We start from the raw sequence: 19,581 nt of genomic DNA, 5'->3' as shown, positions 1-19,581 counted from the left end.
GGTGTGGTCTAGTGTCAGCCGTCGAACAAGGTGCGTAAGCGCAGTGCCCGTTCCTCCCACGACGCGTCGCGCAGATCGGCGTGACCGTGCTCGGTGACGACGACATCGACGTCGTGCGCCAGCGTCGACACCGGCCGCGTGAGCGCTGGCACGAGCGGAGAGTTTCCCCGGAACCGGTGTGGTACAGCGATGATGGAGAGTCCCCGCGGGTTCAGGCGCGCGCCTGTGCAGTAGTCGGGATGTCCACCGATGCCGCCGAAGACGTTGTCACCGACGCCTTCCACGTTGATCTGACCGACGGGGTCGATCTCCACGGCCGTGTTGACGGCGAACAGCGGGTCGCCGTGGCTGAGTCTACCGAGGTCATGCGTGAACTCGATACCGTGGAGGACCTCGCGCCCGGCCGCCCAGTCATACAGGTCGTCATCACCGAGTAGGTAGGTCGTCGACGGGACGCCCCGCAGCAAGCCCCGCCCCTGCAGGTCGAGCACCGCCGGCGTGAGCAATCCGGTGTCGATCTGCAGGCCCACCTCCGCCCTCCGCAGCAGCGCCGTGCCCAGTTGCCCCGGACCGTACTGCAGTCGGGCTCCATCCGGAATCCACTTCAGCACGTTGTCCGCCAGAGCGTTGTGCTCCCGGGACGGTGCTCGTTCGGTGACGACTTCGGGACGATCTCCCGCGGTACCGAGCACCTCGACCCGGTCACGGTCAATCACCCCGCCACCCGCCACCCGCGCCTCGTCCAGGACGGCGACGACGCGCGCGCCGCTCTCGACGACCCCCTGTTGCCAGGACACCTCGGTAGCGAAGCCGAAGCCATCGTCACGAGGGGCCAACCGGGTGATCAGTACATCGGGGCGGCAGGGACCGGCCAGCAGTCCGGTCAGGGCACCGAGCCGGGTGGGAAGGAACTTGACGGAGGGATGCGCGAGCAGCTTCCGGACACCCCACCCAGGCATCATCACCACGATCTCGGCGAAGGATCCGGGGTCGATGCCGGAGCACTCCTGCGGCAGCCACCCGAGGATCAGGCGCACTCCGCCGACTTCGGCGGCCGCCGCCGAGAGCGCCTCGGCGACGTCGGTGCCATCAGACAGCCGGCCGGGAGCGCCGACACCGTCCCCGAGAGCGACGGTCATCCCTGGCCGCAGCACACGGACCAGCGCCGCCGCGGCATCTGGTGCACTCACCGGGGTTCCTTCGGCAGTCCGAGTACCCGCTCGCCGAGGATGTTCCGTTGGATCTCACTGGTACCACCGAGGATCGTCTGGGCACGCCCCACCAGCATGGCATGCACCAGCGGATCCTCTGCCGGATCGATGCACGCATCGGTGCCCAGCACGTCGGTGGCGAGATCACCGAGGTCGCGTTCGGCCTCCGAGGTCATCAACTTGAGCACCGAGAACGTCGGCGAGGTGAGATCTCCGGACTCGATGGCACGCTGCCAGGTGTACCGCAACAGCCAGAGTCGTGCCCACAGGGTGGTCAGCGACCGAGCCAGCACCGGGTCCATGCTGCCGCGTGCAGTCGCGGTCTCAACCAGCTTCTCATGCAGCCGGAACATGGAGACTGCCTGTGAACCCAGGGTCAGCCGTTCCCGTCCCAGTGTCACCATGGCCACCGCCCAACCCTGTCCGGGTTCGCCTATGATCGCGTGGGCGTCGAGGACGACGTCGTCGAGGAAGACCTCGTTGAACTTGCTCTCACCATCGAGTTGGACCAACGGCCGCACGGTCACGCCGTCCGCGTTCATCGGGACGATGAAGGCGCTCAGGCCCTTGTGTTTGTCCGGGCCGGTGCGAGCGAGCAGAATGCCGTAGTCCGCCGACGCGGCGGCCGAACTCCACACCTTCTGACCGGATACCACCCACCGTCCATCGTCGCGTTGCTCGACGGTGGTGCGGATTCCTGCCAGATCCGAGCCGGCACCCGGCTCGGAGAACAGTTGGCACCAGATGTGGTCTCCGGTGCGGATCGACTCGAGGTGAGCTTCCTTCTGCTCCGGGGTGCCGAAGGCGAGCAGGACGGGTCCGACCAGGTCGATGGCGGTGATGCCCAACTGGCGCGGGACCCCGGCTCGAGCAGCTTCCTCGGCGAAGATCGCCTGCCCGACCACTGATGCGTCGGCGCCACCGTACTCCTTGGGCCAGTGCAGGCAGGTGAGACCGTTCTCGGCAAGATGCCGATGCCAGGCCCGCCCCGGCTCGACGTCGTTGGCCGTCGGCGTGGGGCCGTAGTCGCGCAACCCCGGCGGTTTCGGTGCCTGGTCCAGGAAGTCGCGGATCTCGGCTCGGATCCGATCAGGATCGTCGGTGCGGTCGAAGATCGTCGTCAGCCGCGGGAAATCGGTGGTCATCGTGTCTGGCTCCTCATACGATCTTCGCCTGGGCGGCGAGCGTTTCCCACTGGTGGCCGGTCCCGCCCAGGATCACCTCGTCGGTACAGGCCCGCTTGAAGTAGAGCTGAGCGTCATTCTCCCAGGTGTAACCGATGCCGCCGTGAATCTGGATGTTGGCCTGGGACGCTGACCGGAGTGACTCCGAGCAGACAGCCTTGGCCATCGCGGCTCGCCACTCCAGCTCAGCAGCGATCGGCCCCTCGGCGTCGGCCGCCTCGATGGCTGCGGCCGAGGCGGAGCGTGCGCGCTCGAGATCCACGAGCATGTCGGCGCACTTGTGCTTGATCGCCTGGAAACTCCCGATCGGCCGCCCGAACTGTTCACGCACCCGTGCGTAGTCCGCCGCCATCTCGAGCACACGCTCGTTGGCACCGACTTGCTCGGCGGTCAGCACCGCCAGAGCACGGTCGGCGTAGGCGTCGAGGCGCGCGCCGACCGACCCGACGGAGACCCGTCGTGAGCGAACTCGGTTGAGCTGTACGGTGATCATCGGCCGGGTGGCGTCGAGGACACGTTCCGGGGTGATGTCGAGTGTGCCGGCGCTGACCGCGGCGGCGACGTCGACATGATGCACCTCCAGTCCGGCGTCCCCCTCAGCGACAACCACCAGATCGGTGACCCACGGCCCGCCCAGGACATGAACGGCACGGCCTCCCAGCGTCGAGTCGTTCACACTCACCGAGATCCGGGTAGGACTCCATGCACCACCGTCTGGGCTGATGACCGCGGCCGCAACCCGCTCACCTGCCATCAGCCCTGGAAGCACCTCGCCGATGAGCTCGTCGTCCTCGGACTCGGCGAGCAAGGACTGAGCCAGAACCACCGACGAGTAGAAGGGCACGGGGGCCAGGCAGCGGCCGAGTTCCGACCCGACCACCGACACCGCGGCCGTCCCGTACCCCGCGCCACCAGCCGATTCCTCGAGTCCGATGCCGGCGACGCCGACCTGCGTGCAAAGCACCTCCCAGAGCTCCCGATCGAATCCGTCGGCGCTGAACGCCGCGGCCCGCACCCGGTCGGACGACGCATAGCGATCGCAGACCGCGCGCACCGACTGCCGAAGGTCGTCGGCCTCGGCGGCCGACAACACGTTCACTGCGTTCACCGCGACACCGCCCCGGCCGATCGCCTGGTTCGGTCATCGCCCCGACCGGCGACCCTCCGGCCACCACCCGAGCTCCACCGCAGAAGCATCTGCATTCCCCTTCCTCTCGTCTGCCACCGGTACCTGGTCACAGACCCCAGTTAGTTGATAAACATATAACGGTATCGATCTAGCGAGCAGGGACGGCGAGTGAAGCCGAAGCGCCCGTTCGATATGGAATCATATATCTGTTTTACTCTATACTGGCACACTCAGTGGGCCACTGCGTCGAGTCCACGAACAGGAGAACGACATGTCGATGAATCTGGTCTTGGAGATGGCCGTCGCCGATCATCCCGACCGCGTCGCCATCGTGTCCGACGAGCTGCGGCTGACCGTGGCCGACCTCGCATCCCTCGCCGGCGGTGGCGCGGGTGTGATCGCCGACTCCGGCGCGCGGCATGTCGTCTACATCGGCACCGGCGGCGCGGACCTCGCGGTCAGCATGCTGGCATCGGGACGCGCAGCCGTCCCGTACACGCCGTTGAACTACCGGTTGTCGACGCAGGGACTGCACGAGCTCATCGGCCGACTCGACCAGCCCCTGGTCATCGCCGACCTCGACTACCTCGACGTCGCCGCCTCGGCGGGAACAGCGATTCCCCCCATCGAGTCGGGAGAGTTCCTCGCCCGCGCCCATGACACCGATCCGGTCGACGAGTTCGCCGACCCGGACGCCCCCGCGGTGGTGCTGTTCACCTCCGGCACCACCTCGCGTCCCAAAGCGGTGCAGCTGTCGGGTGCCAACCTCGCGAGCTACATCATGCAGACCGTCGAGTTCGCCTCGATGACCGCCGACGACGCGAGCCTGGTGTGTGTACCGCCGTATCACATCGCCGGCGTCAGCGCGGTCCTCTCCAACCTCTATGCCGGCCGCCGGATCGTCTACCTGCGGAACTTCGACCCCACCGAATGGGTACGGCTCATCGAGCAGGAACACGTCACCAGTGCCACGGTGGTACCCACGATGCTGGCTCGTATCGTCGCGGAACTCGAGCGCACCGGCGCCACGCTGCCGTCGCTCACGTCGTTGGCCTACGGCGGCTCCAAGGTCGCCCTACCGTTGGTGCGCCGCGCCATCGAGCTCCTGCCGCACGTCGGATTCGTGAACGCCTACGGACTCACCGAGACCAGCTCGACGATCGCGGTCCTCACGCCCGACGACCACCGCGCCGCCCTCGACACCGACGATCCGGCGATCGCCCGCCGGCTGGGATCGGTCGGGCAGTCCGTTCCCGGCATCGAGATCGCTATCCGCGCCGCCGATGGCACTGACCTGCCGGCCGGGTATCCCGGCGAACTGTACGTGCGTGGTGACCAGGTGTCGGGGAGGTACGACGAACTGGGCTCAGTACTCGACGACGACGGCTGGTTCGCCACCAAGGATCTCGCCGAGCGCGACGAGGACGGGTACATCTTCATCAGCGGGCGCATGGACGACACGATCATCCGTGGCGGCGAGAACATCGCCCCCGCCGAGATCGAGTCGGTACTCGTAGAACACCCCGACGTCGCAGACGTGGCCGTTGTCGGAGTGGAAGATCCGCAGTGGGGTCAGATCATCGTCGCGGTGGTGGTGCCCGCCCCGGACACGACCGCCGAGCCCGACGAGCTTCGAGCGTTCGTTCGCGACGCTCTGCGCGGCTCACGCACGCCTGACCGTATCGTGCTCGCCGATGAGCTGCCGACCACGGCCACCGGCAAAGTGTTGCGCCGCAGTATCGTCGACGATCTCCGCACGAACCCGGCTGTGTCTTCCGACTCGACACCCGCCCGAACGCCCTAACCCACCTATCGAACCGACGAAGGACCGACAGTACACATGAGAACCATCACATCAGTGGCCGACGCGGTGAGCGCCCGGGGTGAGACCCTGGGCGTCAGCCGCTGGGTAACCGTCGACCAGGCTCGCATCGACGGATTCGCCGACGTCACCGACGACCACCAGTGGATCCACGTCGACACCGAGCGTGCCGCCACCGAAAGCCCGTACGGAGCGACCATCGCCCATGGGTTCCTGACTCTCTCGCTCATCCCGTCGCTGAGCAAGGACAACTACCAGGTCGACAACCGCAAGATGGGAATCAACTACGGTCTCAATCGTGTTCGTTTCCTGTCGCCGGTCACCCCGGGGAGCCGGATTCGCGTGCGCTCAGAACTCGTCGAAGTCGATCCGGTCGACGAGGTCACCGTGAACCTGACCGTGCGGCACACCGTCGAGCTCGACGGTGCAGATAAGCCGGCGCTCGTCGCCGACCTGATCAGCCGCAACATCTTCAACACCCCACAGCTGCCGTGACGGGCAGTCGCGGAGGCACGGTGAATGCCGGCCCCGGCAGCCGGCCGGGGCCGTTGCACCGCAGCCGGGCCGTGTGCAGCACTAGACTCCCCGGCACCGGGGATACGACCTGCCGGCTACCCGAAGCCACCTATGATCCGGAGGGCAGATCATGAACGCCGTCGACAATGCCGCGGAGTATCGGGCCGACGTGTCGCGGTATCGCCGCGATTTCCGCCGCTATCTCCAGGAGTTGTCCTGGGCGGATCAGTGGCGCGCGGTTTCCTTCACTTCGGCTGAGGACGAACTCGCCTTCGGCTCGAAGGTGCTGGCCGAGTTGTACGCGCAGGGCTGGAACCGGCTCGGTTGGCCCGTCGAGGTCGGCGGGTTGGGCGGCGACGAGATCCACCGCGCCGTCTACTACGAGGAGATCGGTGCCGCGATGCTGCCGATCCCGGCACAGCATTGGACCCTGGAGACTCTGGGGCCCGCGCTGATCCACTTCGCACCTGATCTCGCGTCGCAGTACCTTTCCGGTTACCTCGACGGCAGCGAATGGTGGGGACAGTCGTTCTCCGAACCCGAGTCCGGCAGCGACCTGGCGAGCCTGCGGACCCGCGCCTCGGTTGACGGCGACGAACTGGTGATCAACGGTCAGAAGATCTGGACAAGTCAGGGACCGACCGCTCGCCGGGTCGTCGCGCTGGTCCGCACCGGGACGCCCGAGAGTCGCCACCGGGGTCTGACCATGGTCCTCGTCGACACCGACACCCCCGGCGTCACCGTCCGGCCGATCGCCCTAGCGAGCGGCCGGCGCGAACTCGCCGAGATCTTCTTCGACGACGTACACGTGCCGCGCGAGCGCGTCATCGGCGAGATCGACGGCGGCTGGGCGGTAACCATGTACCTCATGCAGTACGAGCGCGGCATGTACGGTTACGCGGTACTGAACAAGGCGATGACCGAGTTGGGCCGGCTCCGTGAGTACATGGTCACTGCGGGTTCGACCGCAGACCGCGCGCGTTTCGGAGAGATCTACATCCAGGTCGTCTGCGCGCAGGCGCGCACCGCCGAGACTGTGCGGCGTCTCGCCCGTGGCGAGATCGTCGGACCCGAAAGCAGCGTCGACAAGCTACTGTTCGGCACTGCCGAGAAGGCCGTGAACGATCTCGTCCTCGACGTTCGGCGAGATCAGATGGTGGGTGGACGCCCCGATGTCGACGCGGCGGAACTCGATTCCCTTCGAGCCGAGTGGTGGTACACACGGGCTGGGACCGTGATGGGCGGATCCGCCGAGGTTCAACGCGGGATCATCGCCGATCACCTGCTACGACTGCCTAAGGAGAAGCGATGAGCAACAACACCCCGGTCGATGAAACGTGGCCGATGGTCGAGGAAGCGGTGATGCGGCTGTTCGGCGACATCGCAGCAGGCCAGTCCGCGGAGACCGAAGAGCACACGGCAGTCGCGCCCCGGCTCGATGAACTGGGCTGGGCCGACATCGTCGGCCAGTACCCGATCGACGCCGACCGCGTCCTTTTCCGCGCGCAAGGGCAGTCTCTGGCGCAGACGGACTGCCTGGACCGGGTGATGCTCGCCGAACTCTCACCGCTGCCGCTGCGCGGCGCCACTCGGGTTGTGCTGCCCGCCGCAAGCGACGGATACACGCCGCGTTCGGACAGTTCACAGGTCTCCGGGATCGTCCTCGGGCCACTGGTTCCGGGCGAACGCCTCGTCGTCCCCGTCGCCGGCACCATGGGAACGGTGTCGATCGGTGTCGTCGACGGCGACGAGTTGGTCAGCGAGCGCCTCAACACATTCGACGCATCCACCTACTGGACGTCTGTCCGCGGGCCGTTGACCGGACCGCTGACGGAGGCATCAACCGAGTGGAACCGCGCGATCGCTGCGGCACATCGTTCGCTGGCGACTGAATCGGTGGCCATCGCTCGGGAGATCCTGCGCATCGCCATCGATCAGGTCACCGTCCGCGCCCAGTACGGGACGCCGATCGGTGCATTCCAGTCGCCTCGGCATGCGCTGGCCCAGGCCCACGCGCAGCTCGAAGGCGCCGACGCACTGGTCACCGAAGCATGGATGTTCGGCGGCCGGCTCCCCGCCCAGGCTGCCAAGGCGGCCGCGGGCCGCGCCACCCGCGGGGTCGCCGACGTCGCCCTGCAGGTCTGCGGTGCGATCGGACTCACGGCTGAGCATCCACTGCACCGCTACGTCGGGCGCGCCTTCCAGATCGATGCCCTCGCGGGGTCCTACCACCAACTCGAACGTGGGCTCGCCGACCGTGTCTTCGACATCTACGCACCCGACCGGGCACTGCCGTCGATGATGGCCTGGCACCGCAACTGAACAACCGTCCATGCCGACGGGAATCGGCCTGTGCAAGTGGTGATCCACTCGCACAGGCCGATTTGCTCTCGCCGTCGCGACCTCACGTATTACGTCGAGCGGTGCCCTTGTAGCCGAAGAACGACTCGAAGTTCTCGTCGTTGATCGGCGCTCGACGATTGCGTTCCTGAGCGGCCTCGAGCGCGATCAACCGATCCCGCGCGTACGTGATCGCGCCTGGTTCGGCGCCCACGGACTCGAGCTCCGCAACGAGTCTCCGCTGCTTGTCTACCTCGTGGTACAGCCGCACGCCCGCCTCCCCATAGGTCAGCAGGTCGTGATCATCTACCTCTTCACGCTCCGGAGGACCCGAGTGGTCGGCTCCGGGGCCATCGAATATGCCCATAATCGCCTCCTTGATCATCTCCCGATCACGCCGACGACCGATGTGGGACGGGGTCGTTCAGTCTGAAATACTGCTTGCTCTCGTGCGTCCGAAAGGTCACAGTAGCGATGACGCAAACGTACACACCGGCGCGTGGCACCTGCGTCATCGCTACTGCGGTTGACACCGCCGGCCTCTCGCAGGACCGATCAGCTGACAGTGGCAGCCTCACGGGTCGCGACGCGCGGGAAACTCAGCATGCGGCGAGCGTTCTGTTCCACGATCAGCGAGCACTCATCATCCGGCACCTCGGCGAGCACTTCGGCGGCACGCTTGCGCGAGTTCGGCCAGTTGGAGTCCGAGTGCGGGTAGTCGACCTCCAGGGTCATCCGGTCCACGCCGATCGCGTACCGGTTCTTCACGCCGAAGTCGTCGTCGATGAAGCACCCCCAGAAGTGCTGCCGGAACAGATCCGACGGCTTCGCATCGAAGTCGATGTCCTGATAGTGACGGTGACGCTCCCAGACGAAGTCCGACCGCTCGAGGATGTATGGCACCCAACCGACGCCACCCTCGGCAAGGCTGATCTGCAGATCCGGGAACTGCTGCAGCTTCCCGGAGAACAGCCAGTCGACCGTCGTCCACATCAGGTTCGAGGAGAAGAGGGTGATGGCAACCGCAAACGGCGCGTCGGGCATCGTCATCTGGCCTGCGACGGGCGCCATCGACGAGAACGAGAAGCCCGGCACATAGGAGCCGGAGCCGAAGTGCTGCGATACCGGAACCCCGGCCTCGCTGAGCACCGCCCACAGCGGGTCCCAGTGGTCGGAATGCAGCGACGGCAGCCCGAGCGGTACAGGGCTGTCCGGGAACGACACGGTGCGCGCCCCCTTGGCGATAACGCGTTTGGCCTCGGCCACCGTCAGCTCGATATCCCACACGGGCAGGATCGCCATCGGGATGAAGCGGTCCGGGGCAGTTCCGCACCACTCGTCGATGTAGAAGTCGTTCCATGCCTGGACACAGTGGTAGGCCAGTTCCTTGTCCTTGGCCCGGAAGAACGTGCCGCCTCCGAAACCGGGAAACGACGGGAAGCACAACGCCGCCTGGACCCCGTCAAGGTCCATGTCCTTGACGCGTGCCGCCGGGTCGTAGCACCCGGGGATCATGTCCTCGTAGCGCACCGGATCCATTCCCCACTCCTCCGGCGGCTTTCCCGCCACCGCGTTGAGGCCGATGGTGGGGAAGACCTGATCGTCGTAGGTCCACAGGTGCTTGTTGTCGACCTCGATGATGCGCGGACCGGCTTCCTTGAAGCGCTCAGGCAGCCGGTCCTGCCATACACGGGGGTGTTCGACCAAGTGGTCATCGACCGACACGATCTGATGTTCATCTCTAAGCGGCATCGGATTTCCTCAATTCTCTTGTCGATTGTCGTCGGCAGAAATCGCCTGCTCCGGGCGGCACGGGCTGCACCGCAATCGTGGGTACCCGGAGGTCGCTGACGTGTCATCCCAGTTTCTGACATGCCGTCTTAAGTAGGCTACCTGTGATTGCAGTAACACGCCATACTTTTCTGTGATTGATACCTCCTCACGCTTCGAGGGTGTGACGATTCACCGAGTCCGGCTGGTCGGCCCGCTTAGTCGTGCTGAGGTCAGACCCCGTTTGGGGCGTGATCACCCGCCGCTGACCGGCGGCACCGCAGGCCGGGAGTAGGAGCCTTCCCTGCCGCATACAGCCGCCGCGGCCGGTAGCGGGCTGCCGAGAGCACAGAACACACCTACCCACCCCGCAGCGAAGAGCCCGGCTGATTCCCATGTCAAGTGAACCGGCGGTCGCAGGATGGGCAACAATGGGCGGGATGCCTTTTGAAGCGCCGTCCCGCCGCCCCGGATATGCGCCGGCCGATTCCCCTGTCGGCCGGCGAGGACTCGACACCCGAGACCGCATCTTGCGCAGCGCTGCGACACTGTTCATCGAGGTCGGATTCGACGCGGCGTCCACCGACTCCATCGCCCGGGCCGCCGGCACCTCACGCGCGAGTGTGTACCAGTACTTCGCGAGCAAACAGCAGATCTTCGAGGAGTTCGTGCTGGCGTGTGAACTCGACATCGGCGCACATGCGACCCAGCTCGGCGGACTCGGCCCCGATCCCGAGGGGGTTCGGGCTCTCGCTGACTGGCTGCACGGTTGGGAACGGCTCTACGACGACAACCTCGTGGTCATGGCAGAGTTTCCCGGAATCGGCACCACCGAGAGCGTCATCGCGGCTCCCACATTCATCGCGAAGTACATCACCGACGTGGCGGCACGACTCGAAGCGGCAGACATCGCCGGGATCGACCCACTGACCGCCGCCATATCGGTGTTGAGGATCATCCACGCGGCCAATCTCTTCCGCGCACGCGGGGTGGACATACCGCGTCCGTCTCACTACCACGCCGAGGGACTCGCCCTCGCAGTTCAGTATCTGTTGTTCCCCGACACCCCACGCACGGCCGTCGCTGAACTGATCCACTCGCCGGACCCCGCCCGACGCGCGCGAGTGCACATCACCGGACCGCACGACTACCCGGACCCGGACCGGGCCAATCCGCTCGTGTGTTCGGTCCTCGACACGGCGTCCCGGCTGTTCGCCGAGCGGGGCTACCACGCGGTCGGGGTGGAGGATCTGCATCGGAGTGCCGGCATATCGCGAGCGAGCCTCTACCGGTTCTTCAGCGGCAAAGCCGAGGTACTGCACGCGTTGACACTGGCGACCGCTGCCGAATTCGCGGACGTGATCGAACAGCTGCAAGCGATCGCCGATCTACCCGAGGACCGTCCACTCGAGCAACTGCGCGACTGGCTGCAGACCTACACCCGGTTCCACCGCGCTCATCGCGGAGTCGTTCGCACGTGGTTCGATCCGACAGTGCGTGCACAGGTCAACGCGGTCATCGCACCCACGAACGCACAACTGTGGAATGCCGTCGCCGACCTGGTCGAGCGGGGACGCCGCCCGGTAGCGTCGTCGCACCCGACGGCCGCAATCGTGACCTTCCTGTCGGTGATCGTGCGCATGACCGAACCGGTCACGACGACCCTCGGCGACAGCCACCCGACCGACCCCGGCCCGGCGGCCGATCTCATGACCACACTTCTCGATCGCGCGGTCCTGGGATGGTCCCAGCAATGACACCTCGAGCTCCATCCCTCGTGGCCGGCCACTTCCCCAGATGAACGGTGCGGGGACGCACCGGGAGGAGCCGACTCCGGTCACTCCCGATGCGCTTCCCTGCTTCGCCCGGTGAACCCTACAGCGAGAGGATGGTGACGGCCGCGGTTCCGGGCGCACCGTACAGCTGCGCGTAACCGACCGACGCATCGGGGACCTGACGATCGCCGCACCGCCCTCGCAACTGATTGCTCAGCTCCCAGATCTGCCGCAGGCCGGAGGCGCCCACCGGCTCCCCATTGGCCAGCAGTCCGCCGTCGGTGTTGATCGGCAGCGCGCCGCCGATCTCGGTGGCGCCCTCGGCCACCAGCTTCTCCTGATCGCCGTCGGCACAGAAGCCGTTCTCCGCCATGTGGATCACTTCGGATCCGGCGTCGGTGTCCTGCAGCTGGATCACGTCCACATCCTGCGGCGAGATCCCGGCCTGCTCGTAGGCGGCTTTCGAGGCGAACACCGTGGGGCTCGACGCACTCTCGAGCGGCAGGGAGGGACTGAGCAACTCGAACGCGCCCTCCGACCGTGAGAACAGCGTGCTGGCCCGCAGGTAGACCGGAGTATCGGTGTAGCGATGGGCATCCTCGGCACGGCACAGCACGGCGGCGGCGGCACCCTCGTCGGGGCCGCAGTACATGTACTGACGCAGCGGATAGTTCAGCACCGGGCTGGCCAGGATCTCTTCCACGGTGATCGGCTTGTTACGCCACGCGACGGGATTGCGGGCGCCGTTGGCAAATGCCTTGGCCGCCACCTTCGCCAAGGTCTCCTCGGAGATACCGTGGTCGTACATGTAGCGGGTCGCCTTCATCCCGAAAAAGTGCGTGGTGAGAAACAGACCGAGATCGCCGTACCATTCCGGCAGACCCGACACCGACGGGTGATCAGAGAACGCTCCACGGGGATGCTTGTCGAGACCGACGGCGACGGCCAGATTGGCATCGCCGAGGCGCAGCGAATTGGCAGCCTGGGCAAGGGTGTTGCCACCGGATGCACATCCGGTGAACGTCGAACGAGCCGGAACTCCGGTGAGCCCGAGGTGGCCGGTGATGGCCTCGGGATTCTTGATCTCCATGCTCGATGCCCACAGGGTGTCGACATCGTTCCAATCAGCGGACGCGTCACCGAGAGCTTCGATGACGGCATCCTCACCCATCTCCAGAGCGGATTTGCCGGGGTAGCGCCCGAACGGGTGCAGCCCCACTCCGACGATCGCGATATCTGCAGAACTCATCAGTTGTCTCCTTCGACAGGCGCGAACGCGTACATCAGTGTGGGCTGCCCCTTATCGTTCTTCGAGAACGGCACGATCACGAGCTCCATCTCCTGGCCGATCCGCAGCTTCGTCCAGTCCGGTTCGGTCAGCCGCGCCTCGACGCGCAGGGCTCCGGGAAGCTCCACATAGCCGACGGTGAACGGCTCGAACGACTTCGCATCGTCGTCACCGGCGTAGGGCGGTGACGGCGGACGAAACACCTGGGTGGTGTAGGTCCACAGGGTGCCACGCCTGGGTAGCTCCACCCGCTCGAGCTCTTCCCGCACACCGTTGACCAGTCGATGACTGCGGTAGGGGAAGCTGATCTTGCCGTCGGACCCGCGGCCGCCGATCAGGGCCGGTTCCGTTGCCGGCCACGTGAACAGGTCGGCGGCCACCGGCACGGCGTCCTCCAGAATTTCGGTCATCAATCCATCTCCTCACTGACGACTCTCGTCGAAGTACGCGTGGTGCAGGCCGAGAATTGCGCTTGCACAGTTGTTTTCATCCCACATTCCACTTCATTCCGAGCCCTCGACGGGATGGGGAATCCCGGCGGGCTCAGCCGGCCGACGCACCGCCGATCGCGGTCGGGCCACCAGTTCGACCACCGCCCCGTCCGGATCGGCGAGGAAGAGCACGGTGAAACCACCGGTCGGAATATCGGGCATCGGGATGAAGACCGGTTCGGGCACGTCCGCACCGCTCTCGACCAGTGATTCGTAGGCGGCCGTGACGTCGTCCACGGCCAGTGCGATGCGGTACAGCCCTTGCGTATTGGCCCGCCAGTCCGGGCGCACCGCGTCGGTGTCCTCGGTGAACTCCACCGAGAAGGTGGGGTCCTCGCGGACCGTCAGGCTCAGTGTTCCGCCCGGGGCATCGGATGCGGGCGTGAAACCCAGTCGACCCCACCAGCGTGCCGTGCGATCGAGGTCGGTACTCACCATGCGGACGTGCGAGAGCTTTGTTCCGTCGGGCTCGTCGACGAGTCCGGCCGGGTCGAGCTCGATCACCTCGACCGGGGCTCCGTCAGGGTCGGTGATGAGCCGGGCGGCGACGTGGGCGCCCCGGCACACGACGGTGGCATGCGGCGCGTCCGCCGGCACGAATGCCGACGGATCCGGCGTCCGCAATCCCAGCCGATCGAACCCCGCGGCCCGGCCGTCGGTGCGCAGTTCGCGCGCGATCACCTGTGGTTCCTGCCAACCAACGAGTTCGAGCGCGGGCGCGCTGCGAGGTCCGCGGCCGTCGTAATGGAACGCCGTCACGCTCGCGGTGTGCTCGTCGAGTCCCATGGGGCGCCCGTCGGTGTCAGTAGAAACCGAACGCATCCGCTCCGGCAGTCCCAGGGCCGTGTAGTACGCGACCGCCTGGTCGAGGGCCGCGGTGTTGATATTGCAGTGCAGAACGGCGTGGACCTGCCTCCGCAGGTCCACGCCGTCGTCGGTAGCCGAAGTTTGCGTCATCGGGCATGTGCTCCTGATCGCAGTCTGCCGCACGGACAACGCGCGGCCTGAGTATGTCCTAGAACACTAAAACAAGTTGATGATTCTGACAACTGAAGAATGTCGAAACGCCCTAAGGCGACCGCCTCCACCCGTACTACCTGGCTGTTTAGCCGGGAGTCGAAGCACGTTTCCATTTGACACGCATGTCAACTCGGCGGTTGGCGACATCGCGGTATCGTGATACAAAGTACTAACTATTTCACTCTATCAGGGTCAGGCCCGAGGAGGGATCCGTCATGCCCACAGTCCTGCTGGTCGGAGCTACCGGAACCGTCGGCCGCGCCGCGGCCGAGGTGTTCGCCGGACACGGGTGGCGCGTCATCGGGGTCGCCCGCTCCGCCGAGCGCCTCGCTGATCTCCGGAACCGGTTTCCGGAGCACGTCGAGGTGGTCGAGGGCTCTCTCGCAACGCCGGAGACCACGGAAGCGCTCGCCGCGACCCTCGACGTCAGCGCCGTCGATGCGGTGGTACTGACCACCTCCATGCGATGGGAACCGCGTCCGATCGCCGCGCTCGACGACGAATCGCTCCGTGAGGTCCTCGCCGGCGACCTCTTCCTCCACGTCAATGCGGCGCGCGCTTTCATTCCTCGGATGCGCAGGGAGGCGGTCTATCTCGCCACGGGCGGCGGGATGGCCGACCACACCTTCCCCGGTATGGGGCCGGTATCGATGACCCAGGCCGCGCAGCGCGCATTGCTGCGTTCATGGCACAAGGAGACCACCAGCGGCGTCGAGATCCGGGAGCTGATGATCTCCTCGATGGTCCGTGGGCACAGCCTCGACGACGCTCGTCCGGCCTCGCTGACCGCCGTGGAGGTAGCTGAGCGCCTCGTCGACGTGGTGGAGCGCCCGGAGCACTATCCGGGCCCCGTCATCAGCATCGATCCCTCGATACGCGACGCAACAGCAGAAGAGTCCGCGGCCGAATCTCCGTGAGGGCGCCGACTGCTCTCGTGCCCGCCACGGCTGCTGCCGATCGGGATTCCGATCCATCACTCAACCTGATCCACCTACTGGGTCTGACCTGACACGAAAGAGAGAATCATGGGACTGCTCGACAACCGCGTCATCATCGTCACCGGCGGGGGCATGGGCTTGGGTCGCGCCCACAGCCTCGAGCTCGCCGCGCAGGGAGCGACCGTCATCATCGTCGATCCGGGTGTGAGCCTCGACGGCTCCGCAAACACCGACACCCCTGCCCGGTCGGTCGTCCGGGAGATCGCGGCGCTCGGCGGAAAGGCAGAGGTGGCCGAACTGTCGGTAACCGACTACGACGGGATCGCCGACCTGATCCGGTCGGTCGTCTCCGAACACGGTGATCTGCACGCCGTCGTGAACAACGCAGGAATCACCCGCGACAAGATGATCACCTCGATGACCGAACGCGACTTCGACGACGTGCTGGCCGTCCACCTGAAGGGCACCTTCAACCTGATCCGGCACGCCGCCGGCCACTGGCGTGAGCGGTCCAAGGCGGGTGAGGCGGTCTCCGGGCGGATCATCAACACCACCAGCGGATCCGGCATGCGCGGGAATGTCGGCCAATCCTCGTACAGTGCAGCCAAATCCGCGATCGCAGCACTGACCGTGGTCTCGGCGATGGAACTCGGCCGGTACGGCGTCACGGTCAACGCCATCTCACCGGTGGCCCGTACGCGGATGACTGAGGCCGCGGGCGGCATTCTGGCCGAGGCCGACGATTCGGCTTTCGATCCATACGCCCCGGAGAATTCGTCACCGGTGGTGGCCTACCTGGCCAGTGTTCGCAGCGAGTGGCTCACCGGGCAGGTCCTGCGCGTCGACGGCAATATGCTGCGTACCTATCGCCGATGGAGCTTGGGTCCGAATTCCTTCTCGCCGAACGAGGATCGTGCGTTGCGTGTCGACGAAATGGACACGGCACTACGCGCGCTGTACGGTGCCATGCCCCTCGGGCTCACCGACCACCGGCTGACTCCCGACGAGTAACCGCCCGCACGGGGTGACACTGATCGCCGCGGCGCCCGATGGGAGATCGGGCGCCGCGGCGATCAATTGTCGTAGTGGTGGCCTCAGGCCAGAACTCAGCCGATCGGTGTTCCGTACCGCGTGCGCAGTTCGTTCCGGGCGATCTTCGCGAGCCCCGTCCGGGGCAGCGACTCCACCAGCTCGAGTCGCTCGGGCAGCTTCTGCTTCATCACCTGCGCCCGGCTCAGGAAGTCGACGATCGCGGCGAGATCGGGCGGATCGACATCGGGCGCCGGTGTCACGACGGCGCACACCATCTCACCGCGGTCGGCGTCGGGAACACCGATCACCGCGACTTCGGCGATGGCCGGGTGGGCGATGAGCAACTCTTCGATCTCCTGGGGAGAGATGTTCTCGCCCTTGCGGATGATGACGTCTTTGAGCCGGCCGACCAATTCGATCTGACCGCCGGGATGGATCCGCCCGAGGTCGCCGGTGCGGAACCATCCGTCATCGGTGAATGCCTTTTCGGTCTCGACCGGGTCGGTATAGCCGCGGCAGACACCACTCCCCGATATCTGGACCTCGCCGACCTCGCCCGGTGTCACTTCCTGCCCATCGGCATCGACCAGTCGGACCGTGTTGCCCTCGATGGGGTGGCCGTCGGTCTTGGCCAGGACCTCGGGCTCATCACGTGGGTCGGCCACCGCAACCATCGGCACCTCGGTCATGCCGTAGTCGTGAGCGACCGTCACCCCCATGGCGTCCCGAACCTTGTAGTACAGCTCCGGTGGGCAGGGCGCGCCACCACCCTTGAAGGTGCGCAGGCTCGGTAGCAGCGGGGCGGGCGCGGCTGCTTCCGCCAGCGCCGCGAATGCCTGATAGAAGGGAGGCGCTCCACCGGTCAGCGTCACTCCCATCCGGCTGTAGAGCTCTACGGCGGCCTGGGGAACGAACGCTTCCGAGATCACCATAGGTGTTCCGGAACAGATGGCGGCGATGAGGAATTCGATGCCGCCGACATGCGCTATCGGAAACGCCATCGCCACGACATCGTCGCCGTTCTCGCCGATGTGACCGGTTCCGGCGAATGCCCGCCCGGTTGTCAGCAGGGTGCCGTCGGTGTGCCGTGCCCCCTTGGGAAGGCCGGTCGAACCGGATGTGAAGTACACCCATGCCACCTCGTCGGGATCCTGAGGCGCACGCAGCCCCGGATCCGGGTCGGCGTCCGGCGCCGTCGATCCGATCTCCATGATCGTCGGTGCGGCCAGGTCGCCCAGATCCAGATCACCCGCCAGCTCAACATAGTCGAAGCCGTTCCATGTCCCCGGCACCAGCAGAAACTCGGCATTGACCGCGCGTACAGCAGCGGAGACCTCACGCTTTCGGCCGATCGGGATGATCGGCGCCTGCAGCGCACCCAACCGACGAAGGGCGAACATCACCAACACGGTGCTGATCCGCATGGGTAGTTGCCAGCACACCCGCGATCCCTGCCCGATCCCTTGTGCCGCCAGGCCGGCGACAACCCGGTCCACGGACGCATCGAACTGCGCCCATGTCAACGAATTCCCATGCTCGTCGGCAAGCCCCAACTCATCCGGGCTCCTCCGGGCCCGGGCTTCGAGATTGGCCGAAATGGTCGGCTCGTCCAGCAGCCAAGGCCACAGCGTGTTCAACACAGACTCCTAAGTCATTGATGGCGCCGAGGAACCGAATGACCGGTCGCGATCGAGCGCCGTGCGATCGCGACCGGAGGGCAACGGTGGTGCGAACGCCCCGAGAAGCCGGCTACTTCTTTTCGGCCGGCTCCGGGAGCTTGAAGGTGGCACCATCCCAGTAGTCGCGGTTCGACGAGATCTTGCCGTCGACCAAGGTGCCGACCGACGAGCCCCGCAGGCCCTGCGGCTGCATGATCCACTCGGCGGCGTAAGCCGTCGGGGTGCTGTGCCCGCTCACGACGTCGTAGGTCACATTCGGGACGACCCTGTTGGAGATCCGGACGAAATTGGCCACCTGGTGACGGCCCCGCGAGATGTGTCCTGCCGTCACGTCCTCGTACACGCAATCATCAGTGACGAAGCTGGCCACCCCCTCCGGGTCCTCAGCAGTCCAGGCAGCGAAGTAGTCGAGAATCCATTGGTCGGTCATTTCTTTCTCCTCCTCAGATAGAGAGTGTCAGTGATGTCAGATACCTGCTGCGGCGTCGACGCCGCAGTGGCGTCGAGCAGCACTAGGTATACCTACAGTCTGTCAGACAATCAGCTATACCTCTTCCTATTTTGACAGATCCACCGATACCGAAGAAGAGTTCGCGTGAGCGCCTGCCGGCAGCACCGCGCTGACCTCAGCGGCTCCGGGCCGGGTCGAGGCCGACGGACGGTCGTACTTCCCTCCTTCCGGCTCTCCCTCTCACTCGTCGCTACCCCAGTCGGTGACACCAGAGGTCAAGCTCGCGGGCAGATTGGCGAGGATCCACGGCGGTAGCCGCGTAGGCATCGGCAGCGGCACTCGCGTCGCTCCACGCTCGGCCAAGAGCACCTCCAGCTTGGCTGGGTCGCCGCTGAACGGTGACCCCTCTCCCGCGATGAACCCATAGAGCTCGCAGCCTTCCGGGCCGGCCTCCCAAGGACCGAACACGTCACCCCATTCGAGCATGATGTGCGTGCCCGGCCCGGCGACGATGTCGCCGCACCGCAGCTCGCCGGACAGGATGAAGTTGCTGTGGTCTCCGGTATGCCCGTGCTCACCCGAGATGGCTCCGGGATCCCACTTGTTCCAGAATGCGAAATAGCGCGGTGAGAGTTCGATCCACTTCTCCCAGATCGACGCCGTGTGCCCATCCTCGAACTCGTACCGGAGCATTTCCTCGGCGGGTACGTCGTCGAGATGTTTGATCGATGGTCCACCCTGCATGACTTCCTCCTTGTGTGAGCGGTTCGTGAGTCGTGTGAAATGCTGGTCCGCCGCGTCGATGCCGGCGAGTGCGATCAACCGCCCGGCGAACACCCGACCACGGACCGGGCTGTGAAGGCCCACGCACCCGGCCGGAGCCGCCGGTCGGCCAGTCCCGGTGCCGGGTACTTCTGTCCGGCCGCCTCGTGGAG

The 19,581-nt window shown here is 66.0% G+C and carries 18 protein-coding genes; 7 read left to right on the top strand and 11 right to left on the bottom strand.

Features of this window, described 5'->3' with window-relative positions:
• Nucleotides 1-14: 14 nt before the first annotated feature.
• From GH2_RS19440 to GH2_RS19430, 3 genes are read right to left on the bottom strand one after another with little or no spacing between them, the layout of a single operon-like run.
• On the bottom strand, nt 15-1,190 hold the full coding sequence (locus GH2_RS19440; protein WP_066172002.1) for an acetyl-CoA hydrolase/transferase C-terminal domain-containing protein: 1,176 nt from the start codon (nt 1,188-1,190) through the stop codon (nt 15-17).
• A complete protein-coding gene (locus GH2_RS19435) occupies nt 1,187-2,356 on the bottom strand; it encodes an acyl-CoA dehydrogenase family protein (RefSeq protein ID WP_066171999.1) in 1,170 nt (389 codons plus the stop codon). The genes GH2_RS19440 and GH2_RS19435 overlap by 4 nt, the downstream gene beginning before the upstream one ends.
• A 13-nt stretch (nt 2,357-2,369) precedes the next feature.
• A complete protein-coding gene (locus tag GH2_RS19430; RefSeq protein ID WP_307825500.1) occupies nt 2,370-3,503 on the bottom strand; it encodes an acyl-CoA dehydrogenase family protein in 1,134 nt (377 codons plus the stop codon).
• Nucleotides 3,504-3,795: 292 nt separating this feature from the next.
• Between GH2_RS19430 and GH2_RS19425 the strand changes: the two genes are divergently transcribed.
• The 4 genes from GH2_RS19425 (at nt 3,796) to GH2_RS19410 (ending at nt 8,184) form a co-directional block, all read left to right on the top strand.
• Nucleotides 3,796-5,328, top strand: a complete 1,533-nt coding sequence (locus GH2_RS19425) for a class I adenylate-forming enzyme family protein (RefSeq protein ID WP_066171997.1) — start codon at nt 3,796-3,798, stop codon at nt 5,326-5,328.
• 36 nt (nt 5,329-5,364) lie between these two features.
• Complete coding sequence (locus tag GH2_RS19420) at nt 5,365-5,841, top strand: MaoC family dehydratase (protein WP_066171995.1); 477 nt, start codon at nt 5,365-5,367, stop codon at nt 5,839-5,841.
• 151 nt (nt 5,842-5,992) lie between these two features.
• Nucleotides 5,993-7,174, top strand: coding sequence for an acyl-CoA dehydrogenase family protein (locus tag GH2_RS19415; RefSeq protein WP_066171993.1), 1,182 nt, complete (start codon nt 5,993-5,995; stop codon nt 7,172-7,174).
• Nucleotides 7,171-8,184 carry an acyl-CoA dehydrogenase family protein gene (locus tag GH2_RS19410; RefSeq protein ID WP_066171990.1) on the top strand — a complete coding sequence of 338 codons (1,014 nt, stop codon included), beginning with the start codon at nt 7,171-7,173 and terminating at the stop codon, nt 8,182-8,184. Before GH2_RS19415 ends, GH2_RS19410 begins: the two co-directional genes overlap by 4 nt.
• 82 nt (nt 8,185-8,266) lie before the next feature.
• Here the strand turns inward: GH2_RS19410 and GH2_RS19405 are convergent, their stop codons facing one another.
• On the bottom strand, nt 8,267-8,569 hold the full coding sequence (locus tag GH2_RS19405; RefSeq protein ID WP_066172061.1) for an acyl-CoA synthase: 303 nt from the start codon (nt 8,567-8,569) through the stop codon (nt 8,267-8,269).
• 188 nt (nt 8,570-8,757) lie between these two features.
• On the bottom strand, nt 8,758-9,954 hold the full coding sequence (locus GH2_RS19400; RefSeq protein ID WP_066171988.1) for an amidohydrolase family protein: 1,197 nt from the start codon (nt 9,952-9,954) through the stop codon (nt 8,758-8,760).
• A 458-nt stretch (nt 9,955-10,412) separates the two neighbouring features.
• On the opposite strand from GH2_RS19400, the gene GH2_RS19395 reads away from it, so the two are divergent.
• A complete protein-coding gene (locus tag GH2_RS19395; RefSeq protein WP_169802486.1) occupies nt 10,413-11,729 on the top strand; it encodes a TetR/AcrR family transcriptional regulator in 1,317 nt (438 codons plus the stop codon).
• A gap of 118 nt (nt 11,730-11,847) precedes the next feature.
• Here the strand turns inward: GH2_RS19395 and GH2_RS19390 are convergent, their stop codons facing one another.
• The 3 genes from GH2_RS19390 to GH2_RS19380 form a co-directional block, all read right to left on the bottom strand.
• On the bottom strand, nt 11,848-12,999 hold the full coding sequence (locus GH2_RS19390; RefSeq protein ID WP_204701055.1) for a thiolase family protein: 1,152 nt from the start codon (nt 12,997-12,999) through the stop codon (nt 11,848-11,850).
• The gene (locus GH2_RS19385; RefSeq protein WP_066171983.1) at nt 12,996-13,445 is read right to left on the bottom strand and encodes a Zn-ribbon domain-containing OB-fold protein; all 450 of its coding nucleotides are present in this window, start codon (nt 13,443-13,445) and stop codon (nt 12,996-12,998) included. The genes GH2_RS19390 and GH2_RS19385 overlap by 4 nt, the downstream gene beginning before the upstream one ends.
• 93 nt (nt 13,446-13,538) lie before the next feature.
• Entirely contained in the window at nt 13,539-14,483 is a 945-nt protein-coding gene (locus tag GH2_RS19380; RefSeq protein WP_084247640.1) for a VOC family protein, read from the bottom strand.
• Between the two features lie 278 nt (nt 14,484-14,761).
• On the opposite strand from GH2_RS19380, the gene GH2_RS19375 reads away from it, so the two are divergent.
• On the top strand, nt 14,762-15,463 hold the full coding sequence (locus GH2_RS19375) for an SDR family oxidoreductase (RefSeq protein WP_066171979.1): 702 nt from the start codon (nt 14,762-14,764) through the stop codon (nt 15,461-15,463).
• Nucleotides 15,464-15,571: 108 nt separating this feature from the next.
• Nucleotides 15,572-16,495, top strand: coding sequence for an SDR family NAD(P)-dependent oxidoreductase (locus GH2_RS19370; RefSeq protein ID WP_066171977.1), 924 nt, complete (start codon nt 15,572-15,574; stop codon nt 16,493-16,495).
• Nucleotides 16,496-16,590: 95 nt separating this feature from the next.
• Here GH2_RS19370 and GH2_RS19365 read toward each other — a convergent pair whose 3' ends face one another.
• The 3 genes from GH2_RS19365 to GH2_RS19355 all read right to left on the bottom strand — a co-directional run bounded on the left by GH2_RS19365 (nt 16,591) and on the right by GH2_RS19355 (nt 19,390).
• Nucleotides 16,591-18,156, bottom strand: a complete 1,566-nt coding sequence (locus GH2_RS19365) for a class I adenylate-forming enzyme family protein (RefSeq protein WP_244885438.1) — start codon at nt 18,154-18,156, stop codon at nt 16,591-16,593.
• Nucleotides 18,157-18,265: 109 nt separating this feature from the next.
• Complete coding sequence (locus GH2_RS19360; RefSeq protein ID WP_066171973.1) at nt 18,266-18,625, bottom strand: nuclear transport factor 2 family protein; 360 nt, start codon at nt 18,623-18,625, stop codon at nt 18,266-18,268.
• A 261-nt stretch (nt 18,626-18,886) separates the two neighbouring features.
• Entirely contained in the window at nt 18,887-19,390 is a 504-nt protein-coding gene (locus tag GH2_RS19355) for a cupin domain-containing protein (protein ID WP_066172060.1), read from the bottom strand.
• Nucleotides 19,391-19,581 lie beyond the last annotated feature (191 nt).

It is taken from the genome of Gordonia hydrophobica NBRC 16057 (genome assembly GCF_001592365.1).
GTDB classification, from domain to species: domain Bacteria; phylum Actinomycetota; class Actinomycetes; order Mycobacteriales; family Mycobacteriaceae; genus Gordonia; species Gordonia hydrophobica.
Note: the sequence above shows the minus strand (reverse complement) of the source record. Positions and strands in the feature narration are given on the sequence as shown.

What these genes read in the sequence shown, in the direction of transcription:
- GH2_RS19435 (WP_066171999.1), bottom strand. Translation starts at nt 2,356, where the DNA reads ATGACCACCGATTTCCCGCGGCTGACGACGATCTTCGACCGCACCGAC.
- GH2_RS19425 (WP_066171997.1), top strand. Translation starts at nt 3,796, where the DNA reads ATGTCGATGAATCTGGTCTTGGAGATGGCCGTCGCCGATCATCCCGAC.
- GH2_RS19420 (WP_066171995.1), top strand. Translation starts at nt 5,365, where the DNA reads ATGAGAACCATCACATCAGTGGCCGACGCGGTGAGCGCCCGGGGTGAG.
- GH2_RS19415 (WP_066171993.1), top strand. Translation starts at nt 5,993, where the DNA reads ATGAACGCCGTCGACAATGCCGCGGAGTATCGGGCCGACGTGTCGCGG.
- GH2_RS19410 (WP_066171990.1), top strand. Translation starts at nt 7,171, where the DNA reads ATGAGCAACAACACCCCGGTCGATGAAACGTGGCCGATGGTCGAGGAA.
- GH2_RS19405 (WP_066172061.1), bottom strand. Translation starts at nt 8,569, where the DNA reads ATGGGCATATTCGATGGCCCCGGAGCCGACCACTCGGGTCCTCCGGAG.
- GH2_RS19400 (WP_066171988.1), bottom strand. Translation starts at nt 9,954, where the DNA reads ATGCCGCTTAGAGATGAACATCAGATCGTGTCGGTCGATGACCACTTG.
- GH2_RS19395 (WP_169802486.1), top strand. Translation starts at nt 10,413, where the DNA reads ATGCCTTTTGAAGCGCCGTCCCGCCGCCCCGGATATGCGCCGGCCGAT.
- GH2_RS19385 (WP_066171983.1), bottom strand. Translation starts at nt 13,445, where the DNA reads ATGACCGAAATTCTGGAGGACGCCGTGCCGGTGGCCGCCGACCTGTTC.
- GH2_RS19380 (WP_084247640.1), bottom strand. Translation starts at nt 14,483, where the DNA reads ATGACGCAAACTTCGGCTACCGACGACGGCGTGGACCTGCGGAGGCAG.
- GH2_RS19375 (WP_066171979.1), top strand. Translation starts at nt 14,762, where the DNA reads ATGCCCACAGTCCTGCTGGTCGGAGCTACCGGAACCGTCGGCCGCGCC.
- GH2_RS19370 (WP_066171977.1), top strand. Translation starts at nt 15,572, where the DNA reads ATGGGACTGCTCGACAACCGCGTCATCATCGTCACCGGCGGGGGCATG.
- GH2_RS19360 (WP_066171973.1), bottom strand. Translation starts at nt 18,625, where the DNA reads ATGACCGACCAATGGATTCTCGACTACTTCGCTGCCTGGACTGCTGAG.
- GH2_RS19355 (WP_066172060.1), bottom strand. Translation starts at nt 19,390, where the DNA reads ATGCAGGGTGGACCATCGATCAAACATCTCGACGACGTACCCGCCGAG.